This is a genomic window from Mesorhizobium sp. WSM1293 (assembly GCF_000513875.1).
GTDB classification, from domain to species: domain Bacteria; phylum Pseudomonadota; class Alphaproteobacteria; order Rhizobiales; family Rhizobiaceae; genus Mesorhizobium; species Mesorhizobium ciceri.
In genome coordinates this window covers 246,630-272,855 of record NZ_AZUV01000001.1, presented here as the reverse complement: position 1 = coordinate 272,855, position 26,226 = coordinate 246,630, and the positions used below count along the sequence as shown (strand labels likewise).

The window sequence follows — 26,226 nt, the reverse complement described above, 5'->3', positions numbered from 1 at the left end:
ATGACCGATATCGACAATAAGGACGAAGAGCGCCACCGCGCCAAGATGGCCAAGCGCAAGGCGGTGCAGGATGCCGAGGTGGCGAGCAAGACGGTCGAGAAGGGATTGCTCATCGTCAACACCGGCCCGGGCAAAGGCAAGACCACGGCCGCCTTCGGGCTGGCGCTGCGGATGCTCGGCTACGGCAAGCGCGTCGGTGTCGTCCAGTTCATCAAGGGCAAGTGGCACACCGGCGAGAAGGACGCCTTCGCCGCCTTCGGCGACCGTGTCGTGTGGCACGCGATGGGCGAGGGGTTCACCTGGGAAACCCAGGATCTGAAGCGCGACATCGCTGCCGCCGAAGCCGCCTGGGCCAAGGTGCTCGAACTGATGGCCGATCCGTCGATCAGCCTGCTGGTGCTCGACGAATTGAACATTGCGCTGCGCTACGACTATCTCGATCTCGACAGAGTGGTTGGCGCGCTAAAAGCGCGGCGCGAGGGCCTGCATGTCGTTGTCACCGGCCGCAACGCCAAGCCGGCGCTGGTCGAGGCCGCAGACCTCGTCACCGAAATGAGCGTGACCAAGCATCATTTTTCCGCCGGCGTGAAAGCGCAGCAGGGGATCGAGTTCTGAGTGTTCCTCAACCTCCCCAGACGGGGAGGGTGAGGGTGAGGGTGAGGGTGAGGTTAGGTCACAACGATGACAACGACCGAAACCAACCCGAACAGAGCGATCAGCAGATAGTCGGCGAAGCGATAGAGTTTCAGCGCCTGCCTGATGTCGAGGCTGTCGGCTTCGCGCCGGCCGCCTTCGCCCATGAAGACGTCGTCGACCAGCACGCCGCCATAGAAGCGCGGGCCGGCGAGCGCCAGGCCGAGCGCACCGGCCATCGCCGCTTCCGGCCAGCCGGCATTGGGTGAGCGATGTTTTTTCGCGTCGCGCCGCACCGCATGCCAGGCTTTTTTCGCATCAGCGCCTTTGACGAAGAACGCCGCCAGCACGATCAGAAGCGCCGTCAGCCGCGACGCCGGCAGGTTGATCCAGTCGTCGAAGCGCGCCGCCGCCCAGCCGAACGCCTCGTGGCGCGGGGTGCGGTGACCGATCATCGAATCGGCGGTGTTGGCGGCCTTGTAGGCGGCGCCGCCGGCCAGGCCGCCGACGCCGGTCCAGAAGGCGGGGGCGACGATGCCGTCAGAGAAATTCTCAGCCAGGCTCTCGATCGCGGCGCGGCAGACGCCGGCCCTGTCGAGCGTTTCAGGGTCGCGGCCGACGATTCGCGAAACGGCAAGACGGGCCAGAGCGAGGCCACCGGTGTCGAGCGCGTCCGCCACAGCCTCGACATGCTCATAGAGGCTCTTTTGCGACAGAAGCGACGTTGCCAGAAGGGCCGTGATGACGAGGCCCATGGGAACGAACCAGAACAGGATCTGCACGCCCAGGCCAATTATCGCCGGCACCAGCACGATGACCAGCAGCGCCTGGACACCACGCTTGCGACGCAGCGCGTCGGGATCAGTGGCGCGGTTGAGCCTGCGGTCGAGAAAGGATATCAGCCTGCCGAACCACGTCACCGGATGGCCGATGGCGCGAAACAGCCAGTCGGGGTAACCGAGGGCGAATTCGACGACCAATGACAGGAAAGCGATCAGGACTGACATGAAGCTTCTTAATGGGGCGGTTGTGGACCATGGTGGAAGTCTTGGCCGCGCAAGGGCGCTTTTCCCAAACGCCCTGCTGCCTTTCGTCGACCTCTCGACCGGTATCAATCCGCACTCCTACCCGCTTTTCGACCTGCCCGCCACCTCGCTGTCGCGGTTGCCGGAAGCCGCGCGCACACGCGACCTGACAGAGATCGCGGCCAGCACCTACGGCGCGCCGTCGCCAGCCAACGTCGTGGCGGCGCCTGGCACGCAGATCCTGTTGCCGCGCGTTGCATCGCTCATCGCGCCCGGCAAGGCGCTGGTGCTGGGTCCGACCTACGCCGAACATGCCCGCGCAGCAGTGATCGCGGGACACGCGGTGACGGAAGTCGATAATTTCGAAGCGTTGGCGGACGCCGATCTTGCCATCATCGTCAATCCGAACAATCCGGATGGACGTGTCATCGAGCGCGACCGGTTGCTGGCTCTGGCTGCCGGATTGCGCGCCAAGGGCGGGCTGCTGGTTGTCGACGAGGCGTTCATGGATGTCGGCCCGCGTCAGCACAGCCTCGCGGGCGATGTCGGCCAAGGCGGTCTCGTCGTGCTGCGCTCGTTCGGCAAGTTCTTCGGTCTGGCCGGCCTGCGGCTCGGCTTCGCACTTACCGACGTGGCGACGGTTGAACAGCTGGAAACGCAATTCGGGCCATGGGCCGTCGCCGGCCCGGCGCTGGAATACGGCATCCGCGCGCTTGCCGACATCGGCTGGCAGGACGCGATGCGATCGTCCCTTGCGGGTGCATCGGCGCGGCTTGACGCGCTGTTCGGTCGCTTCGGCATTCCCGTTGCTGGCGGCACCACACTGTTTCGCTATCTCCGCTTGGCCGACGCCGCCGATCTGTTTTCAGCACTTGGCGAGCGTGGCATCGTGCTTCGGCATTTCGCCGAACGGCCTGACGTTCTGCGCGCTGGCCTGCCGGGGAATGAGGAGGAATGGCAGCGGCTCGAATCCGCTCTTGCCGAATGGGCGTCGCGGCGCGAGGATCAATCGAAGGGTTCAAAACAATGATCCACGTCTGCTCGCTGGCAAAGATCGAGGAAACGGTGGCCAGGACCGGCGCCGACCGCATGCTTTCGCTGCTCGCCGCCGGAACGGAGGTGGTGCGGCCGGCCTCGATCGCCCGAGAGAATCATCTGCATCTGGTCATGCACGACATCGCGATGGCGCAGGACGGCATGACCATGCCGGGCGAGGAGCATGTCCGCAATTTGCTCGATTTCGCGCGCCGCTGGGACCGGGCAAGGCCGATGCTCGTGCATTGCTATGCTGGCATCAGCCGCTCGACGGCTTCGGCCTATATCATCGCGGCCGCATTGGCGCCGAAGCGTGACGAGGCCGAGTTGGCGCGCACGCTGCGGGCGCTGTCGCCTTCGGCAACGCCCAATCCGCGACTGATCGCGGTGGCCGATGCGTTGCTTGATCGCAACGGCCGCATGATCGAGGCGATCGAATCGATCGGGCGCGGTGCGGATGCCTTTGAAGGCACGCCGTTCGCGCTGAGGATCGACAGCTAGCTTTGCTCCCATATCGTTGTTCGATTATCGAGTGCCTTCATTCGCCCAATCCTCATGCCCGTGGCGTACCCGGACAATGAACACGTCGCCGTCGGCTTCGATCCGGTAGACGACAAGATGGGCCTTGAAGGGATGGATACGCATCGGTGGCGCCAATTCAAGCCGCTCCCGTGCTAATCGGGGACTGGTAGCGATCAGATCAAGGATCGCGAACAACTCGTCATGATACTGTCTGGCCTGCACGGCGCCGAACAGGCGACCCCTTGCTCGGCAATACCGACAATGTCCTCTTCCGCAGCCAAAGAAAGGCGAAATCCCATTATGCATTGCCGGATGGCTTTTCAGCGCGTTTAACCGCCTCCGTGAAAAGCGCGTCCCTGGATCGATTGCCGATGCCACTCTTCAAGCCATCATCGACAAAGCGCTGCATGGCGGCGATCTTGTCGTTGCGCTCCTGATCCCGACGGATCAAATCGCGCACATAGTCACTCGCGTTGGCGTAGCGGCCCGTTTCGGTTTGCGCCTCAACCCAATCCTTCATCGGGTCGGGCAACGATACGTTCATTGTTGCCATACTGGCCTCCATCCCGCCCAGTATGGTCCCTTTTGGCAAAGTTTGTCAAAATCTCCTGTGCGGAAATCTCTGGTGCAAAAGTGCGATTGTCTGATCCGCTCCTCCGTCGCCTCGTTTGTTCAAGAGGATCTGGAATGGCGATGACAGCGCTTGCCTTTCGATGCCAGGCCACTGGTCTGGAGGCTACTTCAACCAGTCCGCGAGCTTCGCCTTGCGCACATCGCGCAGCAGGCTGATGAAGCCGTCGGCCTGATATTCTGCCGTCAGCCGGCCCTTTTCCGCCGTCGCGATGCTGGCATCGCCGACGACGCCGTTCGGGTTGAGATCCCCAGCGATCCAGGCAAAGGCGTGGGTGCCGGTGTGGCGTAGCAGCGAAAATTCCTTTTCGGCCTTGGCGACATTGGAAACGAAACTGTCTGATTTGCCCATGTCCACGAGGTCCGGCCGGAAATGCAGCATCAGCGAGGTCTCGACATCGCCGCCATGGATGCCGTGACGGTCCTCCAGTTCGGTATACATGCCGGCCGGACGGCCAAAACGCTGCCAGCTGGTCTTCACCGCCAGCATCTTTTCGCGCACGCGCAATTCGCGCGTGACGATGCCCATGATCTCCTCGTTGCCGCCATGCGAATTGACCACGATCAGCTTGCGCACACCGGCGCGCGCGATCGACAGGCCAAGCTCGGTCCAGGCTTCGATCAGCGTGGTTGCCGGCAGAGTGAGGGTACCCGGCGCATGCAGGTGTTCGTTGGACTTGCCCACGGCCTGCACCGGCAGGATGCGGATGTCGAGATCGTCGGGCAGGCGCGAAATGACCGTGTCGAGCATGCCGTTCATGATCGACGTGTCGGTCGAAACAGGCAGATGCGGCCCATGCTGCTCGATCGCCGCCACTGGCAGCACGGCGATGGTCGCCTCGGGATCGATCGAGGCGTATTCGGTGGTCCGGTAGTCGCCCCACCACACGCGTCTTTTGGGTACGGTCATGTCATGCCTCTTCAATGGTCAGGCAGACCTAGCGCGGGACGGGCGGCCTGTCGATCACCCCGCCGCGATGGCCTCGATTTCGACCTTGAATTCGGGCCGGGCAAAGCCGGAAACGATCATCAATGTCGACGCTGGCGCGGGGCTCGAAAACAGCCGGTCGCGGACGTCCATATAGGGCCGCAGATGCGCGCGGTCGGTGACATAGGCGTTGATGCGCACGATATCCCTGAGACCCAGGCCGGCTTCGCCGAGAACCGCCGCGATGTTTTGAAAGCAGAGTTCGGCCTGCGCTCCGGCGTCTTCGGGAATCAGGTCGTCGGCGGTGATGGCGACCTGGCCCGAGCACAGCACAAGCCGCTTGCCGGCCGGCACCTCGACGCCGTGACTATAGCGGGCAAAGGGCGGCTTGATGGACTTCGGGGTGAGGAATTTGAACATGGCAATCTCCTGGATGCCGCCACCTAAAGCCGGACTCATTACACCTTCAAGATGGCGGTGCATGTTGCCCGGGCGATTGTGGACAGCCGTTCAAAAAATAGGCACGATGCCTTCCGTACAGCATGACCCGTTCGCGCTTGGCATGGCAACGTCTTTCAAGCGGGCGGTCCCGGCGCCAGACGCCGGTGGCATGTGTCTTGCTTCTTGAATCTTTGGTGTCGAGCCTGGCGCGTGGCGCGCCGGAGCAAACAGAGGGTGGTGTCGATGTACGGAAAACAGAAGATCTCGGTGGCGGTTGTGGCCCTGCTTGCAGCCAGCACGCTGGGTGCGGCTGCGAATGAGAAAGTCACCTTCGGCACCAACTGGTTGGCCGAGCCGGAACATGGCGGATATTACCAGTCCGTGGCGGACGGCACCTACGCCGCCTGCGGCCTCGACGTCACCATCATGCAGGGCGGTCCGCAAGTCAGCGGCCGGCCGATGCTGCTGGCCGGCAAGATCGATTTCTACATGGGCGGCAATCTGCTGTCGGCCTTCGATGCGGTCCAGCAAGGCATACCGATGCGCGTGGTGGCGGCGGATTTCCAGAAGGACCCGCAGGTCATCATGTCCCACCCCGGCGAGGGGCTCGACAAATGGGAGGACCTGAAGAACGCCGACCAGTACATATTGGGCGACGAGGGCGTGCAGACCTTCTTCCAGTGGATGGTCATCGAACTCGGCTTCGACGCCTCCAAACGCGCGCCCTACACCTACAACACCGCTCCCTTCCTCGCCAACAAGAAGTCGATCCAGCAGGGCTACGTCACCTCAGAGCCGTTCGCGGTCCAGAAGGAAGGCGGCTTCGTGCCGAACCAGTTCCTGCTCGCCGACTATGGCTGGGACACTTATTCGACGACGATCGAGGTGATGCAGGACACGATCGACAAGAAGCCGGAGGTGGTCCAGTGCTTCGTCGATGGTTCGGCCAAGGGCTGGTACAAATATCTCTACGGCGACAACAAAGCCGCCAACGACATGATCAAGAAAGACAATCCCGACATGAGCGACGAGCAGATCGCGTTCTCGATCGAGCAGATGAAGAAGTTCGGCCTGGCCGATTCCGGCGACACCGAAAAGCTCGGCATCGGCGCCATGACCGACGCGCGGATCAAGAGTTTCTACGACAAGATGGTCAAGGCCAAGGTCACGCCAGCCGGCATCGACATCAAGAAGGCCTACACGCTGACCTTCATCAACAAAGGCGTCGGGCTCGAGCTGAAGAAATAGGCCGCCCCGGAATGATAAGGGAAAAAGTGGCGCAAGCGCCGGCTGCGTCGGGTGCGGCCCCGACGCTCCTGGCGCTGAAGGGCGTCGGCAAGGTGTTCTCCAACGGCGTGACGGCGCTCAGCGACGTCGACCTGACCATCCGGGAAGCCGATTTCGTCAGCCTGCTCGGGCCGTCGGGTTGCGGCAAGTCGACGGCGCTGCGGCTGATCGCCGGCCTGTCGACGCCAACTTCCGGCGTGCTCGATTGGCGCGGTGGCGGCTCGCTCGACCGCTCGAACATCGGCTTCGTCTTCCAGGAGCCGACGCTGCTGCCCTGGGCCAATGTTTTCGACAATGTCTGGCTACCGCTTCGGCTGAAAGGCATTTCGCGCGCCAAGGCGACACCGACGGTAACGGAGATGTTGGCGCGGGTTCACCTGACCGGTTTCGAAGACGCAGTGCCGCGCGAACTGTCAGGCGGCATGAAGATGCGCGTATCCATAGCGCGCGCCATGGTGACCAAACCGCGCGTACTGCTGATGGACGAACCGTTCGCGGCACTCGACGAGATCACCCGCTTCAAGCTCAACAACGATCTCCTGGAACTGTGGCAGGACGAACGGTTCACCGTCGTCTTCGTCACCCACAGTGTCTTCGAAAGCGTGTTCCTGTCCAACCGCGTCGTCGTCATGGCGGCGCGGCCGGGCAGGGTGTTCGACGAACTCGCCATCGAGGCCTCCTATCCGCGCGACGAGGCGTTTCGCACCTCGCCAGACTATGCGGCACTGTGCCGTCAGGCTTCCGACGTGCTGGTCAAGGCCATCAACTCAACAGCAGGCGCGCATTATGACGGTCATTGACGAGCGCGTGCTCGAACTCGACCCCGAGGAAGCACGCCGCGTGCGCCAGGCGCGGTTCGAACGGATCGGCCGCTGGGTGCTGCCGCTGGCGATCATGATCCTGGCGATCTGGCTGTGGGATCGCATCTGCGTGTGGAACGAGATCCCGCAATACATCCTGCCGCGTCCCGGCGTGGTGCTGTGGACGCTCTACAACGATGCCGGCCTGCTGTTTTCCTCGCTGCTGGTCACCTTGCGCATCACCTTTCTCAGCTTGGCTCTGGCGGTCATAGGCGGGGTCGGGCTGGCGGTGCTGTTCGCGCAGTCGAAATGGGTCGAGATGTCGTTCTTCCCCTTCGCCATCGTGCTGCAGGTGACGCCGATCGTGGCGATCTTTCCGCTGATCAACATCTATGTGAACGACCAGACGACCAAGCTTCTGCTGTGCGCCTGGATCGTCGCCTTCTTTCCGATCCTGTCCAACACCACGCTTGGCCTCAACTCCGTCGACCGCAATCTGCGCGATATGTTCAAGCTCAACGGCGCGACGCGCTGGCAGCAATTGCGCTATCTCAGGCTGCCGGCGGCGATGCCCTATTTCCTCGGCGGGTTGAAGATCGCCGGCGGCCTGTCGCTGATCGGCGCCGTGGTGGCCGAGTTCGTTGCCGGTACCACCGGCCAGTCGTCCGGCCTTGCCTCGCGCATCATCGAGGCCGGCTACCGGCTCAACGCGCCGCGGCTGTTCGCGGCGCTGTTCCTGATCTCGCTGACCGGCATTTTGATCTTCCTCGTGCTGTCGCTGATATCGCATCTCATCTTGCGGCGCTGGCATGAAAGCGCGCTGAAGCAGGAGCGCTAGGGTGTGTGACGTGATTGATATGTTGGTGCGAGGCGCCCCCCTCTGTCCTGCCGGACATCTCCCCCTCAAGTGGGGAGATTGGCCGCTGTCACGATCTTCGCCAATCTCCAACATTGAAAAAAATGAGCCGGCACGGACGCTGCCAATCTCCCCCCTTGAGGGGGAGATGCCCGGCAGGGCAGAGGGGGGCAACGCTTGATACCAACCTCCGGCTCTTACCATCTCGCCAATGTTCGCCTTCATCGCTCACTGACGCCAGGCCTTTCCGCGCCCTTCGATGCTGACGGTTTCGGGCTTGCCGACATCGCTGTGGCCGACGGCAAAATCTCCAGCATCACCGCGCATGGCCGATCCGCTGATGCGGTCGACCTGGGCGGCCGTATAATCCTGCCATGCTTCGTCGACTGCCACACGCATATTGACAAGGGCCATATCTGGCCGCGAAAGCCCAATCCCGACGGCACGTTCATGGGCGCGCTGAATGCCGCCGATGCCGATCGTGTGGCACGCTGGAGCGCCGAGGATTTGGCGCGGCGGATGGATTTCTCGCTGCGCTGCGCCTACGCCCATGGCACAAGGGCGCTGCGCACCCACATCGACAGCGTCGCGCCGCAGGAGGAAATCTCCTGGCCGGCGTTCGAGGCGATGCGCGAGGAATGGCGCGGCCGCATCGAGTTGCAGGGCGCCTGCCTGCTCGGCGTCGAAGGCGTGCGCGACAAAAAGTGGTTCGACAGGCTGGCAAAGAGGGTTGCCGCGGCAAAGGGCGTGCTCGGTGTCGTCACCTATATGGCGCCGGACCTCGAAGAGCTGCTCGACCACGTCTTCGCGCAGGCCATCAAGCATGGCCTCGATCTCGATTTCCATGCCGACGAGACCAACGACATTTCCGCCATATCGCTGAAGAAGATCGCCGAGGCCGCTCTGTGGAACGGTTTCGAAGGAAAGATCCTCGTCGGCCATTGCTGCTCGCTGGCGCGCCAGCCGGATCTCGACGTGCTCGACACGCTGGACAAGGTGGCGAAAGCGGGGCTCGCCGTCGTCTCGCTGCCGATGTGCAATCTCTATCTGCAGGACCGGCGCGCCGACGGCACCACGCCACGCTGGCGTGGCGTGACGCTGCTGCACGAGATGAAGGCGAGGGGCATTCCGGTGGCGGTTGCTTCCGACAACACGCGTGATCCCTTCTATGCCTATGGCGATCTCGACATGCTGGAGGTCTACCGCATGGCGACGCGCATCCTGCATTTCGATCATCCGGTCGCCGACTGGCCGCAAGCGGTCACCGCGACGCCGGCCAAGGTGATGCGGCTCGACGGCGTCGGCTCGCTGGCTGCCGGCGGTGATGCCGATTTCATCGTGTTCAAAGGCCGAAGCTGGACGGAATTGCTGTCGCGGCCCGAATCGGATCGCATCGTGGTGCGCGGCGGCAAGGTGATCGACCGGCAATTGCCGGACTACGCCGAACTCGACGAATTGATGGTGGAATGATGGATGTTTCGGCGCTCAAACGCGATCTCGAAGGCCTGAAGGTCGACGACAATCCGGCCATCGTCCAGCAGAAGAGCCGTGACTTCTACTGGTACAGCCCGGTGCTGAAGCAGCAGCTCGACCATGTCACCGGCGACCTGATCGTGACGCCGAAGAACGAGGCCGAACTGATCCGCGTGCTTGCCGCCTGTCATCGTCATGGCGTGCCGGTGACACCGCGCGGCAGCGGCACCGGTAATTACGGCCAGGCGATGCCGCTCTCCGGCGGCGTCGTGCTCAACCTTGCCGAGATGAACGAGATCAAGTCGATCGCTCCGGGTCGCGTCGTGACCGGGCCGGGGGCGATCCTGGCCGATATCGACAAGGCAACGCGGGCGCATTCCGGGCAGGAACTGCGGCTATCGCCCTCCACCTACAACACAGCCTCGATTGGCGGCTTCATCGCTGGCGGTTCGGGCGGCGTCGGCTCGATCAATTTCGGCGGGTTGCGCGATTTCGGCAATGTGCTTCGGCTGCGCGTGGTGACCATGGAGGCCGAGCCGAAAGCGCTCGAGCTCACCGGCGCGGATCTGCACAAGGTGACCCATGCCTACGGCACCAACGGCATCATATCGGAAGTCGAGATGCCGCTGACCGCGGCTTATGACTGGATCGACGTCATTGTCGGCTTCGACGCTTTCATGGATGTGGCCCGCTATGGCAATGCGCTGGCCTGTCAGGACGGCATCCTGACCAAGCTGATCACGCCGATAGCCGCACCCGTGCCGCAGCTCTATTTCAAGCGGCACCAGAAATTCCTGAGCGACGGGCAGAGCATTTGCGTCGTCATGGTGGCGCAGCATGGGCTGGACGCTTTTCTTGCCTTCACCCGGCGTGCCGGCGGCGAGGTGATCTACAATGCGGCCACGGCGACGCCGGATGAGAAAAAAGGCCTGCCGCCGGCCTATGAATTGGCTTGGAACCACACCACGCTGAGGGCGCTGCGCGTCGACCCTTCGATCACCTATCTGCAGTCGCTCTATCCCTTTCCCAACCAGCTGGCGCTTGTCGAGAAGATGGATGCGATGTTTCCGGGCGAGGTTTTCTCGCATCTCGAATTCGTGCGGCTGGACGGCAACATTACCTGCTTCGGCCTGCCGCTGGTCAAGTTCACGACCGAGGCGCGGCTCGACGAGATCGTGCGCCTGCATGAAGCGAACGGTTGCCCGATCTTCAACCCGCATCGCTACACGCTGGAAGAGGGCGGCATGAAGCAGACCGACGCGGTGCAACTCGCCTTCAAGCGCGAGACCGATCCGCAAGGGCTCCTCAACCCCGGCAAGATGATCGCCTGGGAGAACCCGGACTACGACTACCGTTCCGGGCGGACTTTTTTGTTCAGGGGGCTGCAGAAGGTAGGATGATGAACATCCTCGTCCTCTACGCCCATCCGGTCGAGACCAGCTTCAATGCCGGCCTGCACCGGATGATCGTCGAGCGCCTGACGGCGGCGGGCCATACGGTCGACGACTGCGATCTCTATGCCGAGGGTTTCGATCCGCGACTGACGCGCCAGGAGCGGCTGGACTACCACAACCCACGTGGCCCCGCCGACGCTGTCGCGCCTTATGTCGAGCGCCTGCTGCGCGCCGATGCGCTGGTGCTTTCCTATCCCGTCTGGAATTATGGCTTTCCAGCGATCCTGAAAGGCTTTTTCGATCGCGTGTTCTTGCCCGGCGTGTCGTTCAAATTGGTCGACGGCAAGGCGCAGCCGTCGCTGCACAACATTCGCAAGGTTGCGGCGGTGACCACCTACGGCGGCAGCCGGTTCCGCGCCCTGCTGATGGGCGATCCGCCGCGCAGGCTGATCAAGCGGATGCTGCGCGCCACCGTCAAACAGGGCGCGCCGGTGACCTACCTCGCGCACTACGCGATGAACCTGTCTACCGACGGCACGCGCAAGGCTTTCACGACCAAGGTCGCGGCCCGCATGGATGAGTTCTGATGCGCGCCCTGGTGGTCTACTGCCATCCGGTACCCGAGAGCTTTTGCGCCGCCATCCGCGACACTGCCATCGACGTGCTGATGCGACGAGGCTGGGAGGTGCGGCTGCTCGACCTCTATGCGGAGAAATTCGACCCGGTGATGGGCTGCGACGAGCGGCGCTCCTACAATGACCAGGCGCCGCAGGACCCGGCACTGAAGCCGCATTTCGAACTGCTCAACTGGGCCGAAGCGATCCTGTTCGTCTATCCGACCTGGTGGTACGGACTGCCGGCGATGCTGAAGGGCTGGCTCGACCGGGTGTGGGCAACGGACGTCGCCTTCAAGCTGCCGGCCGGCAAGGGACGGATCAAGTCGCTGATGACGCATGTAACCAAGGTCGGCGTCATCACCACCTGCGGCGCGCCGACCTGGTGGAGCGTCGTCGTCGGCCAGCCGGGACGCAAGACCCTTTTGCGTGGCATGCGGGCGCTGTGTGCCACGCGCTGCCGGACCTTTTTCCTGGCGCACTATTTGATGGATGCCTCGACACCGGCGACAAGGGCGGCGTTTCTGGCGAAGGTGCGAGGGAAGCTGGAAAGGTTTTGAGAGGGCGACTTTCCCTTCCTTCCCCCAAAGGGGAGGCGAGAAGGCACTACATCCTCGTCCGCTCCGATTTCGGATCGTACATCGGCTTCAGCGAGGCTTCCGCCGCAAAACGCTCGCCGGCGATTTCGATCTCATAGGACGACGCCAGCACATCCGCCTCGCTCTCGCCCTCGCAAGGCACATAGCCCAGCCCGACTGCGCCGCCGAGGTGATGGCCGTAATTGCCAGACGTTATCGGACCAACGATCTTACCGTCGCGCAGGATCGCCTCGTTATGGAAGAGCAGGGGTTCCGGATCCTTCAGCCGGAACTGTACGAGCCGGCGTGACAGGCCGGCTTCCTTCTTGCGCAGCACCGCATCACGGCCGATGAAGTCGCCCTTGGCGGTCTTCACCGCGAAGCCGAGGCCGGCTTCCAGCACATTGTCCTCGTCGGTGATGTCATGACCGAAATGCCGGAACGCTTTTTCGATGCGGCAGGAATCCAGCGTGTGCAGGCCGCAGAGTTTCAGGCCGACATCCACACCTGCCTCCTCGACCACCTCGAAGACATGGGCCGCCTGGTCGGTCGAGACATAGAGCTCCCAGCCGAGTTCGCCGACATAGGTGACGCGGTGGGCGCGGGCCAGGCCCATGCCGATTTCGATCTCCTGATACGTGCCGAACGGATTTTTCTCATTGGAGAAATCGTTGGGGCTGACCTTCTGGATCAGCTTTCTCGCGTCCGGGCCCATCAGGCAGAGCACGCTTTCGGCCGCCGTTACGTCGGTGACGACGACGAACTCGTCGGCGACGTGCTTGCGCAGCCAAGCCAGATCGCGCTGCAGCGTGGCGCCTGGGACGACGAGGAAGAACGCCGTCTCGGACAACCGCGAGACCGTCAGGTCACTCTCGATGCCGCCGCGCTGGTTGAGCATCTGGGTGTAGACGATCTTGCCCGGCGCGACCTCCATGTCGTTGGCGCATAGTCTTTGCAGGAAAGCACAGGCGTCGCGGCCCTCGACACGGATCTTGCCGAACGAGGTCATGTCGAACAGGCCGACGCCATTCCTGACCGCAAGGTGTTCCTCGCGCTGGTTGTCGAACCAGTTCTGGCGCTTCCAGGAATAGCGGTATTCGCGCTCCTGGCCCTCGCGGGCGAACCAGTTGGCGCGCTCCCAGCCGGCGACTTCGCCGAAGACAGCGCCGCGCGCCTTCAGATGCTCGTGCAGCGGCGAGCGCCTGACATTGCGCGACGTCGCCATCTGACGATAGGGGAAATGGTCGGCATAGAGCAGGCCAAGCGTTTCGGAGACGCGCTCCTTCAAATAGCGGCGGTTCTTCTGGAACGGCTGGGCGCGGCGGATGTCTACTTCCCACAGGTCGAAGGGGGCTTCACCGTCATTGATCCACTGCGCCAGCGCCATGCCGGCGCCACCGGAGGAGACGATGCCGATCGAATTGTAGCCGGTCGCCATCCAGTAGCCGGACAGTTCCGGCGCCTCGCCGAGATAGTAGCGGTCGTCGGGCGTAAAACTCTCGGGACCATTGAAGAAGGTGTGGATGCCGGCGGTCGCCAGCATCGGCATGCGGTTGACGCCCATTTCGAGGATCGGCTCGAAATGCTCCATATCCTCCGGCAGTTGGTCGAAGCAGAAATCTTCACGGATGCCGTCCATGCCCCAGGGCTTTGCCACCGGCTCGAAAGCGCCCAGCATCATCTTGCCGGCGTCCTCCTTGTAGTAGGCACACTCGTCGGGCACACGCAGCACCGGCAGGCGGGTGAGGCCGGGGATCGGCTCGGTGACGAGGTAAAAATGCTCGCAGGCGTGCAGCGGGATGGTGACGCCGTTCTGCGCTCCCAGTTCGCGCGCCCACATGCCGGCGCAGTTGACGACGATGTCGGCTTCGATGGTGCCTTGCTCTTCGCCTTGTGTCCAGGACACGCCCGTGACGCGGCCGGCCTTGCTGTGGACCTTGGTGACCTTGACGTTCTCGACGATGGTCGCACCGCGCTGGCGCGCGCCCTTGGCCAGTGCCATGGCGATGTTGGCGGGGTCGCACTGGCCGTCGAGCGGCAGATGCACGGCGCCGACGACATCGGAAACATTGAGATGCGGGTACATCTCGCTGACTTCCCTGGGCGAAATCTCGCGCACGTCGACATCGAAGGCACGCGCCAGCGACGCTTGCCTGTAGATCTCGTGCTTGCGCTCCTCGGTCAGCGCCACGGTGATCGAACCGACCTGGCGCATGCCGGTGCCGACTTCGGTCTCTGCTTCCAGCTTGACGTAGAGGTCGGCGGAATATTTCGCCAGCCGCGTCATGTTCTGCGAACCGCGCAGCTGGCCGATCAGGCCGGCAGCATGCCATGTCGTGCCCGACGTCAGCCGCTTGCGTTCGAGAAGCACGATGTCGGTCCAGCCAAGCTTGGCCAGGTGATAGGCGACCGAACAGCCGGAAACGCCGCCGCCGATGATGACCGCTCTTGCTTTGGCGGGAACTGCCTTGGCGATCATGCTGCCTCGCAACGGTAGCTGGAAGCAAAGCGGCGCAGACGAAGTGCAGCTTCCTGCAGCACGGGTTCGGGCTGGCAGAGGCTGATGCGAATGTGGCCGGCGGCCGCCTCGCCGAAGCTGGAGCCGGGCATCACGCCAACCTTTTCCTTGTCGAGCAGGGCCCAGGCGAATTTCTCGTCGTCCGGCTCGACGGCCGAGATGTCGAGCATGACATACATGCCGCCCTCCGAACCGCGCACGGTGACATCGTTCATGCCCCGCACGGCGTCGAGCAAGACGGTGCGGCGTGCCGCGTAGCGTTCGGCGATCTCCTTGACGCCGTAACGGTTCTCCAGCGCCTCGGAACAAGCGATCGAGATGAAGGCCGGCAGGCCGTAGGTCGTCACCAGATTGAGATTGATCATGAGCGTGATCATCTGCTCCGGTCCCGTCAGCCAGCCCATGCGCCAGCCGGTCATGCCGTGGCTCTTGGACATCGAATTGATGACCAGCGTGCGCTCGGCCATTCCTGGCAGCGAGCGCGGCGAGACGTGCTCGCCGCCGCCGAGCGTCCAGTAGACTTCGTCCGACAGCAGCCAGAGGTCGTGCTCCCGGCAGACTTCTGCCAACTGTTCCAGCCGCTCGCGCGAATAGACCGCGCCGGTCGGATTGTTCGGCGTGTTGATCAGGATGGCGCGCGTGTTCGGCCGGATTGCCGCGCGGATCATGTCGGCACGCGGCTGGAAGCCATCCTCGGCCGGTGTCTCGACGACGGTGAAATCAGCGCCAGCGGCGCTGAACGTGTTGGGATAGGTGGCATAATAGGGCGCCACGACGATGGCGTGATCGCCTTGGTCGAGCACGCCCTGCACGGCCGCGTAGAGTGCGGCCTGGCCGCCCGGCGTGGCGATCACCTGATCCGGCGATGTCTCGACGCCGGTGCAGGCGCTCGAGGCCGCGGCCATCGCCTTGCGCAGGCGCGGCAAGCCGGGAAGCGGGGTGTAATGATGATTGCTGCCGCGAACCGCGGTCACACAGGCTTCGATGGTCTGCGAAGGCGTGTCGAAATCATGGTCGCCAACCGACAGCATGATGATGTCTTCGCCGGCCTCCTTGCGCGTCCAGGCGGCGAAATGGACTTCCCAGCCGTCCTTGCCCGAAGGCACGATGCCGGAAATGCGCGATGATGGTCTAGGCATGCAAAACTCCCGAAATTTCGTAGCCGGCCTGTTCGAGCCGGTCGCGCAGGGCGGCGATGTGCGGTGGTCCGACTTCGCAGCAGCCGCCAACGATGCTTGCGCCAGCCTCCACCCAGCCGATCGCCTGGTTGGCATAGGCATCCGGGCCAAGGTCGTGACGAGCGTGCAGCACATCGACGGTGCCGCCGTGCTTAAGTGCTTCGGTTGACGTGAAGCCATTGGCATATGCGCCGACCGGGCCGCCGAGGCCGATCAGTTCAGGCAAAGCCGCGGCGATTGCTTCCGGCCGGCAGCAATTGACCAGCCGCGCGGCGACTGCCAGGCCGTCGAGCGCGCTTGCCGCAGTGGCAATGGCTTCGCCGCTGCGCAGCCGCGGCTTGCCGTGGTCAGCCAGCGTCCACGATACCCACACCGGCTTGCCGCTTTCCGATGCAGCGGTCACCGCTGCGCGGGCTTCGTCCGCCGACGCCATGGTTTCACACAGGAACAGGTCGACGCCATCGGCCTGCTCGGCAACGATGCGGCGGTAAATCTCGAGCGTCTCCTCGAAGGAAATGGTCAGTGCCGGTGCATAGCTGCCGAAAAGCGGCGACAGGCAACCGGCGATGGCTGCATCGCCGGCCTCGTCGCGGGCCTGCCTGGCCAATTCGATGCCGCGCTTCTGCAATGGCTTGAATAGGTCTTCCGCACCTTCGCGCGCCAGGCGTTCGGGTGTCGCAGAATAGGTGTTGATGGTGATGACACGTGCGCCGGCACGGATGAATTCCGCGTGCAGGTCGCGCACCAGATCCGGTTCGTCGATCAGCACCCTGGCCGACCATAGCGGCGTCGGCTCGGATTGGCTGCGGCGGACCAGTTCCTGGCCCATGCCGCCATCGGTGAGGATGATTTTCTTCATGCGCGCAGCCTTTCGTTCTTCGGATCCCACAGCGGTTCATCCTTCTGCACGATTGCCTGAAAGCGGTCACCGAAGATTTCGACCTCGACTGATGTACCTGGTTTGGCCAGGTCGGCGCGCAGCATGCCGAGCGCGATCGACTTGTCGATGCGATGGCCCCAGCCGCCGGACGTCGTCTCGCCGACGATCTTGCCGTCATGCCAGAGTGTAGAAACTGACGGAGCGTCGCAATCGCCGGGGTTTTCCACCACCAGCGTAACGAAGCGCTTCTTCACGCCTTGCTGCTTTTCGTTCAGCAGTGCCGCCTTGCCACGGAAGTCGGGCTTGTCCCATTTGACGAAGCGTTCGAGCCCGCCCTGCAGGATCGAATAGTCGGTCGACAGATCGCCTTTCCAGGTGCGGTAGCCTTTCTCAAGCCGGAGCGAATCCAGCGCGTACATGCCGAAAGGCTTCAGCCCGTGCTGCTGGCCTGCGGCGCAGACGGCATCGAAGATGGCGGCGGTGTCGTCGATCCTGGTGTGGATTTCCCAGCCGAGTTCGCCGGCGAAGGAGACGCGCACGAGTTTGGCCCAGCGGCCGGCGATCTTCGTCTCCTGATGCGTCAGCCATGGCAGAGTGAGGTCGGCTTCGCAGACATCGGCGAGGATTTTTCGCGAGTTCGGGCCTGCCAGGATCTGGGTCGAGAATTCCTCGGTCCGGTCGATCAGCTTGAACGGTGCGTCCTTGGGCATGCGCGACTTCAGCCATTCGAAATCATGCCACTGCGCGACCGCCGCGGTGATCAGCGTCATCAGGTTCTCGTCGTGACGCACGACGGACATTTCGGTGACGATGCGGCCCTTGTCGTCGGCGAAATAGACGAGACCGATGCGGCCTGGCTTCGGCACCAGTCCGGTGACCTGCAGGCTCAGCCATTCGGCGGCACCTGGACCATCGAGATTGAAGCGCGAGAACCCAGGCAGGTCCAAAATGCCGGCAGCGTCACGCACGGCCAGGCATTCCTCGCGCACACGATGCTGCCATGGCCCGTCGCGGCGGAAGGTCAGCGTGGCTTCCTCGGAAATGTCATCGCCGTCCTGCGCGTACCAGGTGGCGCGCTCCCAGCCATTATAGGCATCGAAGCGGCCACCGAGCGCCTTGATGCGATCGTGGATCGGCGACAGCTTGCGGTCGCGGCCTTCCGGCCAGGCATGGCGCGGGAACTGGATGGCGTATTCGTTGCCGTAGATCTCCATGCCCTTGGCGACGCAATAGTCCGGCGCCGCGGCATAGGAAGTGAAGCGGCGCGGGTCGCACGACCACATGTCCCATTCGGTCCGGCCCTCGGTCACCCATTCGGCCAGCACCTTGCCGGCGCCGCCACCCTGGGCGATGCCGAAGGTGAAGACGCAGGCCTCGAAGGCATTGGGAACGCCAGGCATCGGGCCGATCAGCGGATTGCCGTCCGGCGTGTAGGGGATCGGCCCGTTGATCACCTTGGACAGGCCGGCCGTGCCAAGGATCGGCACGCGGGCGACGGCGTCGGCCAGATAATGTTCCAGCCGGTCGAGATCGTCGGGGAACAGCTGGAAGGAAAAGTCCTCCGGCATCGGGTCATTGTGGCTGGCCCAATGCGCGCGGCAATTGCGCTCATAGGGGCCGAGATTCATGCCGTTCTTCTCCTGACGCAGATAGTAGGAGGTGTCGACGTCGCGCAGCAACGGCAGTTTCTTGCCTTGTTCCTTCGACCATGCCGCGAGTTCGGGGATCTCCTCGAACAGGATGTACTGATGGCTCATCACCATCATCGGCACGTCGCGGCCGAACATCCGGCCGACTTCGGCGGCGCGGTAGCCGGCGGCATTGACGACGATCTCGCAGCGGATCTCGCCCTGTGCCGTCTCGACCACCCAATCGTCGTTCTCGCGGCGCACGCCTGTGACCGGGCAGAAGCGGATGATCTTCGCGCCCATGTCGCGCGCACCCTTGGCCAGCGCCTGGGTGAGTTGCGCCGGATCGATGTCGCCGTCGCTCGGGTCGTAGAGCGCGCCTTTCAGCTCATGCGTCTCGATGAAGGGATAGCGACGCTGGATCTCGTCGACACCGACAATGTCTATGTCCATACCCTGGTAGAGGCCCATGCCCTTGGCGCGCTGGAATTCCTGCATGCGCTCGAGCGAGTGGGCAAGGCGAAGCGAGCCGGTGACGTGATAGTTCATGGGGTAGTCGACCGCGTCGGCCAGCCCGCGATAAAGCTCGGTCGAATAGCGCTGCATGTTCATCAGCGACCAGGACGAGGAGAAGGTCGGCACGTTGCCGGCGGCATGCCAGGTCGAGCCGGAGGTCAGCTCGTTCTTCTCAAGCAGCACGCAGTCGGTCCAGCCCGCCTTGGCGAGATGATAGAGCGCGGAGGTGCCGACGGCGCCGCCTCCGATGATCACCACGCGCGCCGTGCTCGGCAAACCCGCCATGTTCTTCTCCAAACTTGAACTCAATAGACGGGTGGTGAAACCACCCAGATGACAATTGCCGGCTCGGCACCCGGATTGCGCCAGCGGTAGGGCTTGCCTTCGAAGCGAAAGGAGTCGCCCTCGCCAAGCCGATGCCAGACACCTCCGATCTCGATGTCGAACAGTCCGGACGCGACGTATCCGGCTTCCTCGGTCGGCCGCTGCGCCTCGGCCTTCAGTTCCGCGCCCGGCGCGAAGACCGAACGCACCATCTCGAAGCTACCGCCGAGATCGGGCGACAGAAGCTCCTCCACCAGGCCGGATTCGCTTGTGCCAAGCGTGCGGCGCCTGCCGGCGCGCACGACCACGCCGCGCTCGCTTTCGACAGGTACGTCATGGCTGAAGAACAGGCTGATCGGCACGCCGAACAGTTCGGCGAAGGCTCTGAGGTCACCGAGCGACGGCGTCGACAGGCCACGCTCGACCTGGCTGACCCAGCCGACAGAACGGCCTAGCTTCAGGCCGATCTCGGCGAGCGTCAGCCCGCGCGCCTTGCGCAGGGCCCTGATGTCGCCGGCCAGCACGCGTTCGTCAGGTCCCTGCAATGTTCTTGCGGTAGTCGAAGGCAAAACGCTCTCTTTATGAAAAATCACCGGCAAATTTCATGAGAAATCAAGCTCATGAAAAAATCAAGCAGATTTTCACGGATGCACAAGATTTGCTTGCGCGATTTTGACGGTTCATGCAAAGGCTCCGCCGAGAGCGGCGAGTGGGGACGTCCGATCGAGACAAAGGGTAAGGGACGGCCCATGCTGGAATATAACCCCCGAATCGAGGGCGATGCCGAGATTGTCGACGAGGCGATCCTGTCGCGCCGTTCGGTGCGCGCATTCCTGCCCAACATGGTCGAAGACGACATCATCCGCGCCATTCTGGCGGTTGCGGCGCGCGCCCCATCCGGCACCAACATGCAGCCATGGAAGGTCTATGTCACCAAGGGCGAGAGCAAGCAGCGGATATCGGACGCCATTCTCAATTCCGGCATTCGCGCCGAAAAAGCCGATTGGGACGAGTACCGGTATTATCCCACGCAGTTCTTCGAGCCGTACCTGACGCGACGTCGCGCCAACGGTTTCGGCCTCTATGGCGCGCTCGGCATCGGTCGCCGCGAGGTCGACAAGATGCGCGCCCAGCACGACCGCAACTTCGTCTTCTTCGACGCGCCGGTCGGCATGATCTTCACCATCGATCGCCGCCTCAACCAGGGCTCATGGATCGACTACGGCATGTTCCTGCAGAACATCATGGTGGCGGCGCGGGGCAGGGGTTTGCATACCTGCCCGCAAGCGGCGTTCGCGCCCTATCACCGGCAGATCAGGCCGGTGCTCGACATTCCCGACGAAGAGATCGTCGTCTGCGGCATGGCGCTTGGTTATGAAGATACGTCAAAACCTGAAAACGCCTTCCGCACCGACCGCGTGCCGCTGCAAGAGTGGGTGACGTTCAGCGAATAAGCCAGCCAGCCTCATTCCGTGTTCATCTGTGCGCCGTGGCCGCTGACATGGGCGCCGTCCTGGGGCGTCAGCTTGAGATAGGCGAGCAGCGCGCAGAGCGTGATGACGCCCTCGATCACGAACAGGATGCGGAAATCGTCGGCGACGGCGGGGCCGCCGCCCGCCAGAAACGACAATGCCGCGGCGGCCAGGCCGACGCTGATCGCCACCGCCAGCTGCCATAATATGTAATAGAGCGCGCTGAAACGGGCGAGCTGCTCGGGCGCGATGTCGGAATAGGCGAGGTTGCCGGTCGAGGCCCATTGCGCGGAGCGGAAGACGCCGAAGACGAAGATGTAAGTGAGCACGATCCACACCGGCGTCGTCGCCTGCATCAGCGCGAAGCCGGCAACCAGGGCGGCGACGATGGGCGTGTTGTAGACCAGCACGCGGCGAAAGCCGAAACGGTTGAGGACACGCGGCATGAAGAACCGCATGGCCACCGAGCCGACCGCGGCGACGAAGGTCAGCGATCCCGCCTGCACCGCGCTCATCCCGAAGCCGAGCTGGAACATCAGCGGCAGCAGGAAGACGACCGAGCTAAGGCCGATCGTGTCCAGCCCGCCGCCGGTGAGGAACGAAATGCGGAAGGTACGGATGCGCAACAGCTTGAGATCGAGCAGCGGATTGCGCACGCGCAGGCAGTAGAACGAGGCGATGGTCAGGATGACGAGCGCCAGCGCCAGTTCGCCGGCGATGATGCCGCCCGCGGCGTCCTTGGCGGCAAGCGAATCCATGCCGAAGACCAGCAGGACCATGCCGCTGCCGACCAGCAGGAAGCCCGGAAAATCGAACGGCGTGCGCACGGGCTTGGTCATCGTCGGAAACAGCGAGGCGGCAAGAATTGCCGCCGCCAGCGCGAACGGCACGTTGATGAAGAAGATCCAGCGCCAGGAAATGTAGGTGGTCAGCGCACCGCCGACGAGCGGACCGACCAGCGGGCCGGACTGGCCGGCCAGCGAGATGTACATGTTGATCTTGAGCGTTCGGCTGCGCGGAAAAGTCGACAGGATGACGACCTGGCCGAGTGTGCCCATCAAGGCGCCGCCGAAGCCTTGCAACGCACGCGCACCAACCAGCGTCCAGATGTTGTCGGACAGCCCGCAAAGCGCCGACGAGGCGGCGAACACCAGCAAGGCAAAGCAGTAGACGTTGCGCAGGCCGAAGCGGTCGGCAGCCCAGCCGCCAAGCGGCATCGAGATGATCAGGCTGGCGACATAGACGGTGATCAGCAGGCCGAGCTGGCTGGGCGGACGGCCGAGGCTTTCGCTGATGCCCGGCAGCGCGGTCACCACGACATTCTGGTCGAGGCTGGTCATGAACACGCCGCAGGCGACCGTCAGCGGCAGCAGGAGCAAGGCTCTGGCCGGCACATCGGCGCGGTCCGTGGCGCCGGCGGATAGTTCTGCGGTCATGGAGATGTTCGAACCAAACGAATGTGCCGACTCTTGAACAAGGGATTTCATATCCCCTGGGCCGGTTGGGCGGCCGCGTTTTCGCACCATGGGCGCCTGCGGCCTGATTCTCTAGCGGCAGAAACGGCTGGCGTTGATGCCAGAAGCAGGAGCGATGCGACCGTTCGGCGCCGCCTATTGCACCTCGTAGCCGACTTCCTCGCTGGCGTGGCAGAGCGCCTTCCAGAACGAGCGTGCAAACGAGCGGAAGACATAGATGTCGAACTGGTCGGCGCCGGTGCGCTGGATCTGGGCGAAGACGTCGTGATGAGCGGTCGAGCGGCCGGCGCCATTGGGAAAGGCCGGCAGCGAAAAGTCGATGGCGAAGAATTTCGCCAGCACCCATTCGGCCTTCGGCCCGGCAATACGGATGGCGGTGCGGCCGTGCGAGAGGTCGGTCACCGTGCCGATGGCCGAGGTCACCACCTTGGCAAAGGCAGCGGCCAGCCCTTCGGCCTCGTCGGCAACGGTGAACTTCCCCGGCGCGAAGCCGAACACTGACTTGACCCCGTCGCTCACTCCGCCGCCGGCGCCATCGGGAAGCGCCAGCCCGGTGACGGTGCGGATGGCTGCGATCAGCCTCTTCTCCTCGCCGGGCCAGGCGGCGAGTTGCACGATCGAGCCCGGCCTCGTCTCGGTCAGGATGATCTCGACGCCATGCTCGAAATTGCCGTGCGAGCCGACGTGAAATTCCGGCTCAAGCGGGGATTGGTGCTCAACCATGCATGCGGCTCCCGTCCGGATCGAAGAAGTGGTTGGAGACGATCTCGACCGGTCCGAACCGGTTGCGCAAGGGATCGGAGACGTGGGCGCGCGTGCCGTGCCGTGCCTTGCCGCCCTCGATCAGCGCCAGCGCGATATGTCTGCCGAGCGCCGGCGAATAGCAGCAGGCGGTGATATGGCCGATGGAGTCTTGCGGATTGGCTTCGTCAACCTCCTCGACGATGTGGGCGCCACCGTTGAGCGGCCGGTTATCGAGGGCGATCAGGCCGACCAGTTCGAGGCGGTCCGATGCGATCAAGCCTTCGCGGTCCATCATCGCCGAGCCGATGAACGGCTTCTTCTTCGACAGCATCCAGTCGAGATGCAGGTCGCGCGCCGTGGTGCGGCCGTCGATCTCGGCGCCGGTGACATGGCCCTTTTCGATGCGCATGGTGCCCAATGCCTCAAGACCGTAGGTGACCAGCCCGAACGGCTTGCCGGCTTCGACAAGCGCTTCCCAGACATGGGTGCCATGGCCGGCGCCGGAATAGACCTCGAAGGCCATTTCACCGGAGAAGGACAGCCGGCAGATCATCACCGGCACGCCTGATATTTCGCCGCGCACGATGCCCATGAAGGGCAAGGTGGCGTTGTCGACCGACGTGCCGGTGACACAGGCGGCGAGGATCTGCCTGGCCTTCGGGCCGCCGATCGCGGCACCTGCCCATTCGTCTGTCACCGAGGTGACGTGGACTTTCAGGTCCGGCCAGATCACGTCGAGGAAATATTCCAGATGCTGCATCACCTTGCCGGCGTTGGCCGTGGTGGTGGTCATCAGAAAATCCTGCTCGCCGAGCCGCCAGGTGGTGCCATCGTCGAAGGCGAGGCCGTCCTCGCGCAGCATCAGCCCGTAGCGGGCCTTGCCGACGGCCAGCGTCGAAAACATGTTGGTGTAGACGCGGTCGAGGAATGCGGCGGCATCAGGGCCTTGCACCGCGATCTTACCCAGTGTCGAGACATCGACGATGCCGGCGCTTTCGCGCGTCGCCTTGGCTTCGCGCACATAGGCCTGCTCGACCGTTTCGCCTGAAAGCCCATAGATCATCGGCCGGTACCAGAGGCCGGCGGAATACATCGTCGCGCCATTGGCCAGATGCCAGTCATGCATCGGCGTCAATCGTTCTGGCTTCAGGTCGCCAAAACGCTCGGCAGCCAGCGAGCCGATCGACACCGGAGCAAAGGGCGGCCGGAAGCGTGTCGTGCCGACCTCGGGGATCGGCTTGCCCAGCGCCTCGGCCATGATGGCAAGGCCAGGCACGTTGGAGCTCTTGCCCTGGTCGGTCGCCATGCCGAGCGTGGTGTAGCGCTTGAGATGCTCGACCGAGACAAAGCCTTCCCGGTGAGCCAGCCGCACGTCCTCGGCCGTGACGTCGTGCTGGAAATCGACAAAGCTCTTGCCCTTGGCCCTGACCTCGAACACCGGGGCGGGGTCGGGATCGCCAGGCACTGCTTCGACGGTCGGCAGCATGGACGGTGTGCTCTGCCCGCCTGCGGCGGCGAGGCCGGCGGCGCGGCCTTCGGCGATGGCTTCGGCCGTCGAGAAGCTTCCTGTGAAGGCGCCTGCGCCGATCCAGCTCTGTGTCGGCTTTGGCGGCAGGAAAGCTTGCCGCACGGCGTTCCATTCCGCTTTGGCGCCAGCCTGGCTGGCCAGATGGATGGTCGGCGACCAGCCGCCGGACATCAGCAGGCAATCGGCATGGATACTGCGTGCATCACCGATGAGTGCCCCATTGGCCATGTCGAAGCGCTGCAGCTTGAGGCCGGACAGCGCCTTGCCGCCTTCGGTGGCGACGACGGCATGGCCGGCAAAGATCTCTGCCTCGGCTTCCGCGGCCAGCTTGCGCATCTCCGGCGAAAGTTCCGGCCTGACATCGGCGATGGCGACGACCGCGGCACCGGCCTTCTTCAAGGCGACAGCCGCCCTATAGGCGCTGTCATTGTTGGTGAACAACGCGATCCGCTCGCCCGGCAGCACGCCGAATTCGTTGGCATAGCGCTCGGCGGCATGCGCCAGCATCACGCCTGGGCGGTCATTGCCGGGGAAGATGAGCGGCCGCTCGAACGCACCAGTGGCGAGGACCACGGATTTGGCGCGGATCGCCCAATAGCGATGGCGCGGCTCGCCCTTGCCGGGGTGCTCCTTATGGTCGCTGACCCGTTCGAGCGCGGCAAGCGTGTTGTTGTCGTAGTAACCCCACACCGTGGTGCGCGGCAGAAGCCGGACATTGTCGCGGCCTGCGAGCTGGGCGACGGTGCGCCGCGCCCAATCGGCGGCAGGCGCGCCATCGATCGTTTCCTCGGACCAGTTGGCCGAACCGCCGAAATGCGGCTCGAGATCGGCCAGCATGACGCGCGCACCCTGATCGGCGGCGGCCTTGGTGGCCATCAGGCCGGCCGGCCCCGAGCCGACGACCAGCACGTCGCAAAAGGCGTTCATGCGTTCGTAGCGGGCCGGGTCTTTCGCCGATCCGGCACTGCCGAGACCGGCTGCGCGGCGGATGAAGTGTTCGCAGAACATCCAGAAACGCGTGCCCTTGAGCGGGCCGAACACCGGTCCCATGAAGGTCTTGTAGTAGAACCCGGCCGACAGGATCTTGCCGCCGAGCTGGTTGACGGCGTTGATGTCCCAGGCAAGCGAGGGAAAGCGGTTCTGGCTGATGGCAACCAGCCCGTCATGGATCTCGACCATGGTCGCTGGAATGTTGGGCTCGCGAACCTCGCCCTTCAGCACCGTCACCAGCGCGTTGGGTTCCTCGACGCCTGCGGTGAGCAGGCCGCGTGGGCGATGGTATTTGAACGAACGCCCGTACAACGTGACGCCCTTGGCCAGCAGGGCTGACGCCAGCGTGTCGCCGGCATGGCCAGTGTAGGCCGTGCCATCGAAGGTGAAGCGGATGGTTTTCAGCCGGTCGATGCGGCCGCCGGTGTCGGCACGGCGCGGGCTCATGCCTTGTCCTCCGCCTTGCGGCGCGCGGCCGGCCCATGATCGCCCCGCGCAAAGGCAACGCTGGAAATCTCATGCGTCAGCGTGTTGCGCACGACCTTGAGATGCGCGCGGCAGCCGCCGGAATGTTGCCAGATCTCATTGTGATCGCCGGCCGGATTCAGCCGGTCATAGACATAGGCGTTCCACGCCTCGAAATTCTGCGAGGCGGGGTCGGGACGCTCACGATTGCCGTCACCCTGATAGGTGAACTCGATGACGTCGCGCGGGCCGCAATAGGGGCAAGTGATCAACATTGGACTCTACCTATTGC

General features: G+C 63.8%; 24 protein-coding genes and 2 pseudogenes. 11 read left to right on the top strand and 15 right to left on the bottom strand.

What is annotated here, in order from left to right; all coding sequences use genetic code 11:
- On the top strand, window positions 1-615 hold the full coding sequence (gene cobO / locus M729_RS0101395) for a cob(I)yrinic acid a,c-diamide adenosyltransferase (RefSeq protein WP_013531120.1): 615 nt from the start codon (window positions 1-3) through the stop codon (window positions 613-615).
- A 53-nt stretch (window positions 616-668) separates the two neighbouring features.
- Here the strand turns inward: cobO and cbiB are convergent, their stop codons facing one another.
- The gene (gene cbiB / locus M729_RS0101390) at window positions 669-1,640 is read right to left on the bottom strand and encodes an adenosylcobinamide-phosphate synthase CbiB (protein WP_027160538.1); all 972 of its coding nucleotides are present in this window, start codon (window positions 1,638-1,640) and stop codon (window positions 669-671) included.
- Here cbiB and cobD point away from each other — a divergent pair.
- Together cobD and M729_RS0101380 are read left to right on the top strand one after the other, a co-directional pair.
- Window positions 1,639-2,688: a threonine-phosphate decarboxylase CobD gene (cobD, locus tag M729_RS0101385; protein ID WP_027160537.1), complete on the top strand. Its 1,050-nt coding sequence runs from the start codon at window positions 1,639-1,641 to the stop codon at window positions 2,686-2,688. The genes cbiB and cobD overlap by 2 nt on opposite strands.
- Entirely contained in the window at window positions 2,685-3,194 is a 510-nt protein-coding gene (locus tag M729_RS0101380) for a tyrosine phosphatase family protein (RefSeq protein WP_027160536.1), read from the top strand. Before cobD ends, M729_RS0101380 begins: the two co-directional genes overlap by 4 nt.
- A 24-nt stretch (window positions 3,195-3,218) precedes the next feature.
- Here the strand turns inward: M729_RS0101380 and M729_RS01000000134570 are convergent.
- From M729_RS01000000134570 to M729_RS0101360, 4 genes and pseudogenes are all read right to left on the bottom strand, one after another.
- Window positions 3,219-3,514, bottom strand: a pseudogene (locus M729_RS01000000134570) (type II toxin-antitoxin system RelE/ParE family toxin).
- Entirely contained in the window at window positions 3,514-3,768 is a 255-nt protein-coding gene (locus M729_RS0101370; RefSeq protein WP_027160535.1) for a type II toxin-antitoxin system ParD family antitoxin, read from the bottom strand. Before M729_RS0101370 ends, M729_RS01000000134570 begins: the two are co-directional and overlap by 1 nt.
- Before the next feature lie 183 nt (window positions 3,769-3,951).
- Complete coding sequence (locus M729_RS0101365; RefSeq protein WP_027160534.1) at window positions 3,952-4,755, bottom strand: creatininase family protein; 804 nt, start codon at window positions 4,753-4,755, stop codon at window positions 3,952-3,954.
- A gap of 54 nt (window positions 4,756-4,809) precedes the next feature.
- Entirely contained in the window at window positions 4,810-5,193 is a 384-nt protein-coding gene (locus tag M729_RS0101360) for a RidA family protein (protein WP_013531125.1), read from the bottom strand.
- A 264-nt stretch (window positions 5,194-5,457) separates the two neighbouring features.
- On the opposite strand from M729_RS0101360, the gene M729_RS0101355 reads away from it, so the two are divergent.
- Genes M729_RS0101355 through M729_RS0101345 form a run of 3 tightly spaced genes read left to right on the top strand, consistent with a single transcriptional unit; the run spans window position 5,458 to window position 8,139 of the window.
- Window positions 5,458-6,462 carry an ABC transporter substrate-binding protein gene (locus tag M729_RS0101355; protein ID WP_013531126.1) on the top strand — a complete coding sequence of 335 codons (1,005 nt, stop codon included), beginning with the start codon at window positions 5,458-5,460 and terminating at the stop codon, window positions 6,460-6,462.
- An 11-nt stretch (window positions 6,463-6,473) separates the two neighbouring features.
- Entirely contained in the window at window positions 6,474-7,301 is an 828-nt protein-coding gene (locus M729_RS0101350; RefSeq protein WP_027160533.1) for an ABC transporter ATP-binding protein, read from the top strand.
- Window positions 7,288-8,139: an ABC transporter permease gene (locus M729_RS0101345; RefSeq protein ID WP_027160532.1), complete on the top strand. Its 852-nt coding sequence runs from the start codon at window positions 7,288-7,290 to the stop codon at window positions 8,137-8,139. The genes M729_RS0101350 and M729_RS0101345 overlap by 14 nt, the downstream gene beginning before the upstream one ends.
- 34 nt (window positions 8,140-8,173) lie before the next feature.
- Here M729_RS0101345 and M729_RS1000000139105 read toward each other — a convergent pair.
- Window positions 8,174-8,334: pseudogene (locus tag M729_RS1000000139105) on the bottom strand (precorrin-3B synthase); the annotation flags it as partial.
- Between M729_RS1000000139105 and M729_RS0101340 the strand changes: the two are divergent.
- From M729_RS0101340 to M729_RS0101325, 4 genes are read left to right on the top strand one after another with little or no spacing between them, the layout of a single operon-like run.
- Entirely contained in the window at window positions 8,335-9,627 is a 1,293-nt protein-coding gene (locus tag M729_RS0101340) for a cytosine deaminase (protein WP_027160531.1), read from the top strand. It begins immediately after the preceding pseudogene.
- Entirely contained in the window at window positions 9,627-11,030 is a 1,404-nt protein-coding gene (locus M729_RS0101335) for an FAD-binding oxidoreductase (protein ID WP_027160530.1), read from the top strand. Before M729_RS0101340 ends, M729_RS0101335 begins: the two co-directional genes overlap by 1 nt.
- Window positions 11,030-11,611: an NAD(P)H-dependent oxidoreductase gene (locus M729_RS0101330; protein ID WP_027160529.1), complete on the top strand. Its 582-nt coding sequence runs from the start codon at window positions 11,030-11,032 to the stop codon at window positions 11,609-11,611. Before M729_RS0101335 ends, M729_RS0101330 begins: the two co-directional genes overlap by 1 nt.
- Window positions 11,611-12,198, top strand: coding sequence for an NAD(P)H-dependent oxidoreductase (locus M729_RS0101325; RefSeq protein ID WP_024501339.1), 588 nt, complete (start codon window positions 11,611-11,613; stop codon window positions 12,196-12,198). The genes M729_RS0101330 and M729_RS0101325 overlap by 1 nt, the downstream gene beginning before the upstream one ends.
- 46 nt (window positions 12,199-12,244) lie before the next feature.
- Here the strand turns inward: M729_RS0101325 and M729_RS0101320 are convergent, their stop codons facing one another.
- Genes M729_RS0101320 through M729_RS0101300 form a run of 5 tightly spaced genes read right to left on the bottom strand, consistent with a single transcriptional unit; the run spans window position 12,245 to window position 19,784 of the window.
- Entirely contained in the window at window positions 12,245-14,695 is a 2,451-nt protein-coding gene (locus M729_RS0101320; RefSeq protein WP_027160528.1) for an FAD-dependent oxidoreductase, read from the bottom strand.
- Window positions 14,692-15,873: a pyridoxal phosphate-dependent aminotransferase gene (locus M729_RS0101315; protein WP_013531134.1), complete on the bottom strand. Its 1,182-nt coding sequence runs from the start codon at window positions 15,871-15,873 to the stop codon at window positions 14,692-14,694. Before M729_RS0101315 ends, M729_RS0101320 begins: the two co-directional genes overlap by 4 nt.
- Window positions 15,866-16,771, bottom strand: a complete 906-nt coding sequence (locus tag M729_RS0101310; RefSeq protein WP_027160527.1) for a homocysteine S-methyltransferase family protein — start codon at window positions 16,769-16,771, stop codon at window positions 15,866-15,868. Before M729_RS0101310 ends, M729_RS0101315 begins: the two co-directional genes overlap by 8 nt.
- Complete coding sequence (locus tag M729_RS0101305; protein WP_027160526.1) at window positions 16,768-19,221, bottom strand: FAD-dependent oxidoreductase; 2,454 nt, start codon at window positions 19,219-19,221, stop codon at window positions 16,768-16,770. Before M729_RS0101305 ends, M729_RS0101310 begins: the two co-directional genes overlap by 4 nt.
- A gap of 20 nt (window positions 19,222-19,241) precedes the next feature.
- On the bottom strand, window positions 19,242-19,784 hold the full coding sequence (locus tag M729_RS0101300; RefSeq protein ID WP_032807957.1) for an XRE family transcriptional regulator: 543 nt from the start codon (window positions 19,782-19,784) through the stop codon (window positions 19,242-19,244).
- A 225-nt stretch (window positions 19,785-20,009) separates the two neighbouring features.
- Here M729_RS0101300 and M729_RS0101295 point away from each other — a divergent pair, with 225 nt between their 5' ends.
- Window positions 20,010-20,714: a nitroreductase gene (locus M729_RS0101295; protein ID WP_027160525.1), complete on the top strand. Its 705-nt coding sequence runs from the start codon at window positions 20,010-20,012 to the stop codon at window positions 20,712-20,714.
- Window positions 20,715-20,725: 11 nt separating this feature from the next.
- Here M729_RS0101295 and M729_RS0101290 read toward each other — a convergent pair whose 3' ends face one another.
- The 4 genes from M729_RS0101290 to M729_RS0101275 form a co-directional block, all read right to left on the bottom strand.
- Window positions 20,726-22,168 (bottom strand): MFS transporter, encoded by a 1,443-nt coding sequence (locus M729_RS0101290; RefSeq protein ID WP_027160524.1) that lies wholly within the window; start codon window positions 22,166-22,168, stop codon window positions 20,726-20,728.
- A 174-nt stretch (window positions 22,169-22,342) separates the two neighbouring features.
- On the bottom strand, window positions 22,343-22,930 hold the full coding sequence (locus M729_RS0101285; RefSeq protein WP_013531140.1) for a sarcosine oxidase subunit gamma: 588 nt from the start codon (window positions 22,928-22,930) through the stop codon (window positions 22,343-22,345).
- The gene (locus M729_RS0101280) at window positions 22,923-25,916 is read right to left on the bottom strand and encodes a sarcosine oxidase subunit alpha (protein WP_027160523.1); all 2,994 of its coding nucleotides are present in this window, start codon (window positions 25,914-25,916) and stop codon (window positions 22,923-22,925) included. The genes M729_RS0101285 and M729_RS0101280 overlap by 8 nt, the downstream gene beginning before the upstream one ends.
- Window positions 25,913-26,209, bottom strand: coding sequence for a sarcosine oxidase subunit delta (locus M729_RS0101275; RefSeq protein ID WP_027160522.1), 297 nt, complete (start codon window positions 26,207-26,209; stop codon window positions 25,913-25,915). Before M729_RS0101275 ends, M729_RS0101280 begins: the two co-directional genes overlap by 4 nt.
- Between the last annotated feature and the right edge of the window lie 17 nt (window positions 26,210-26,226).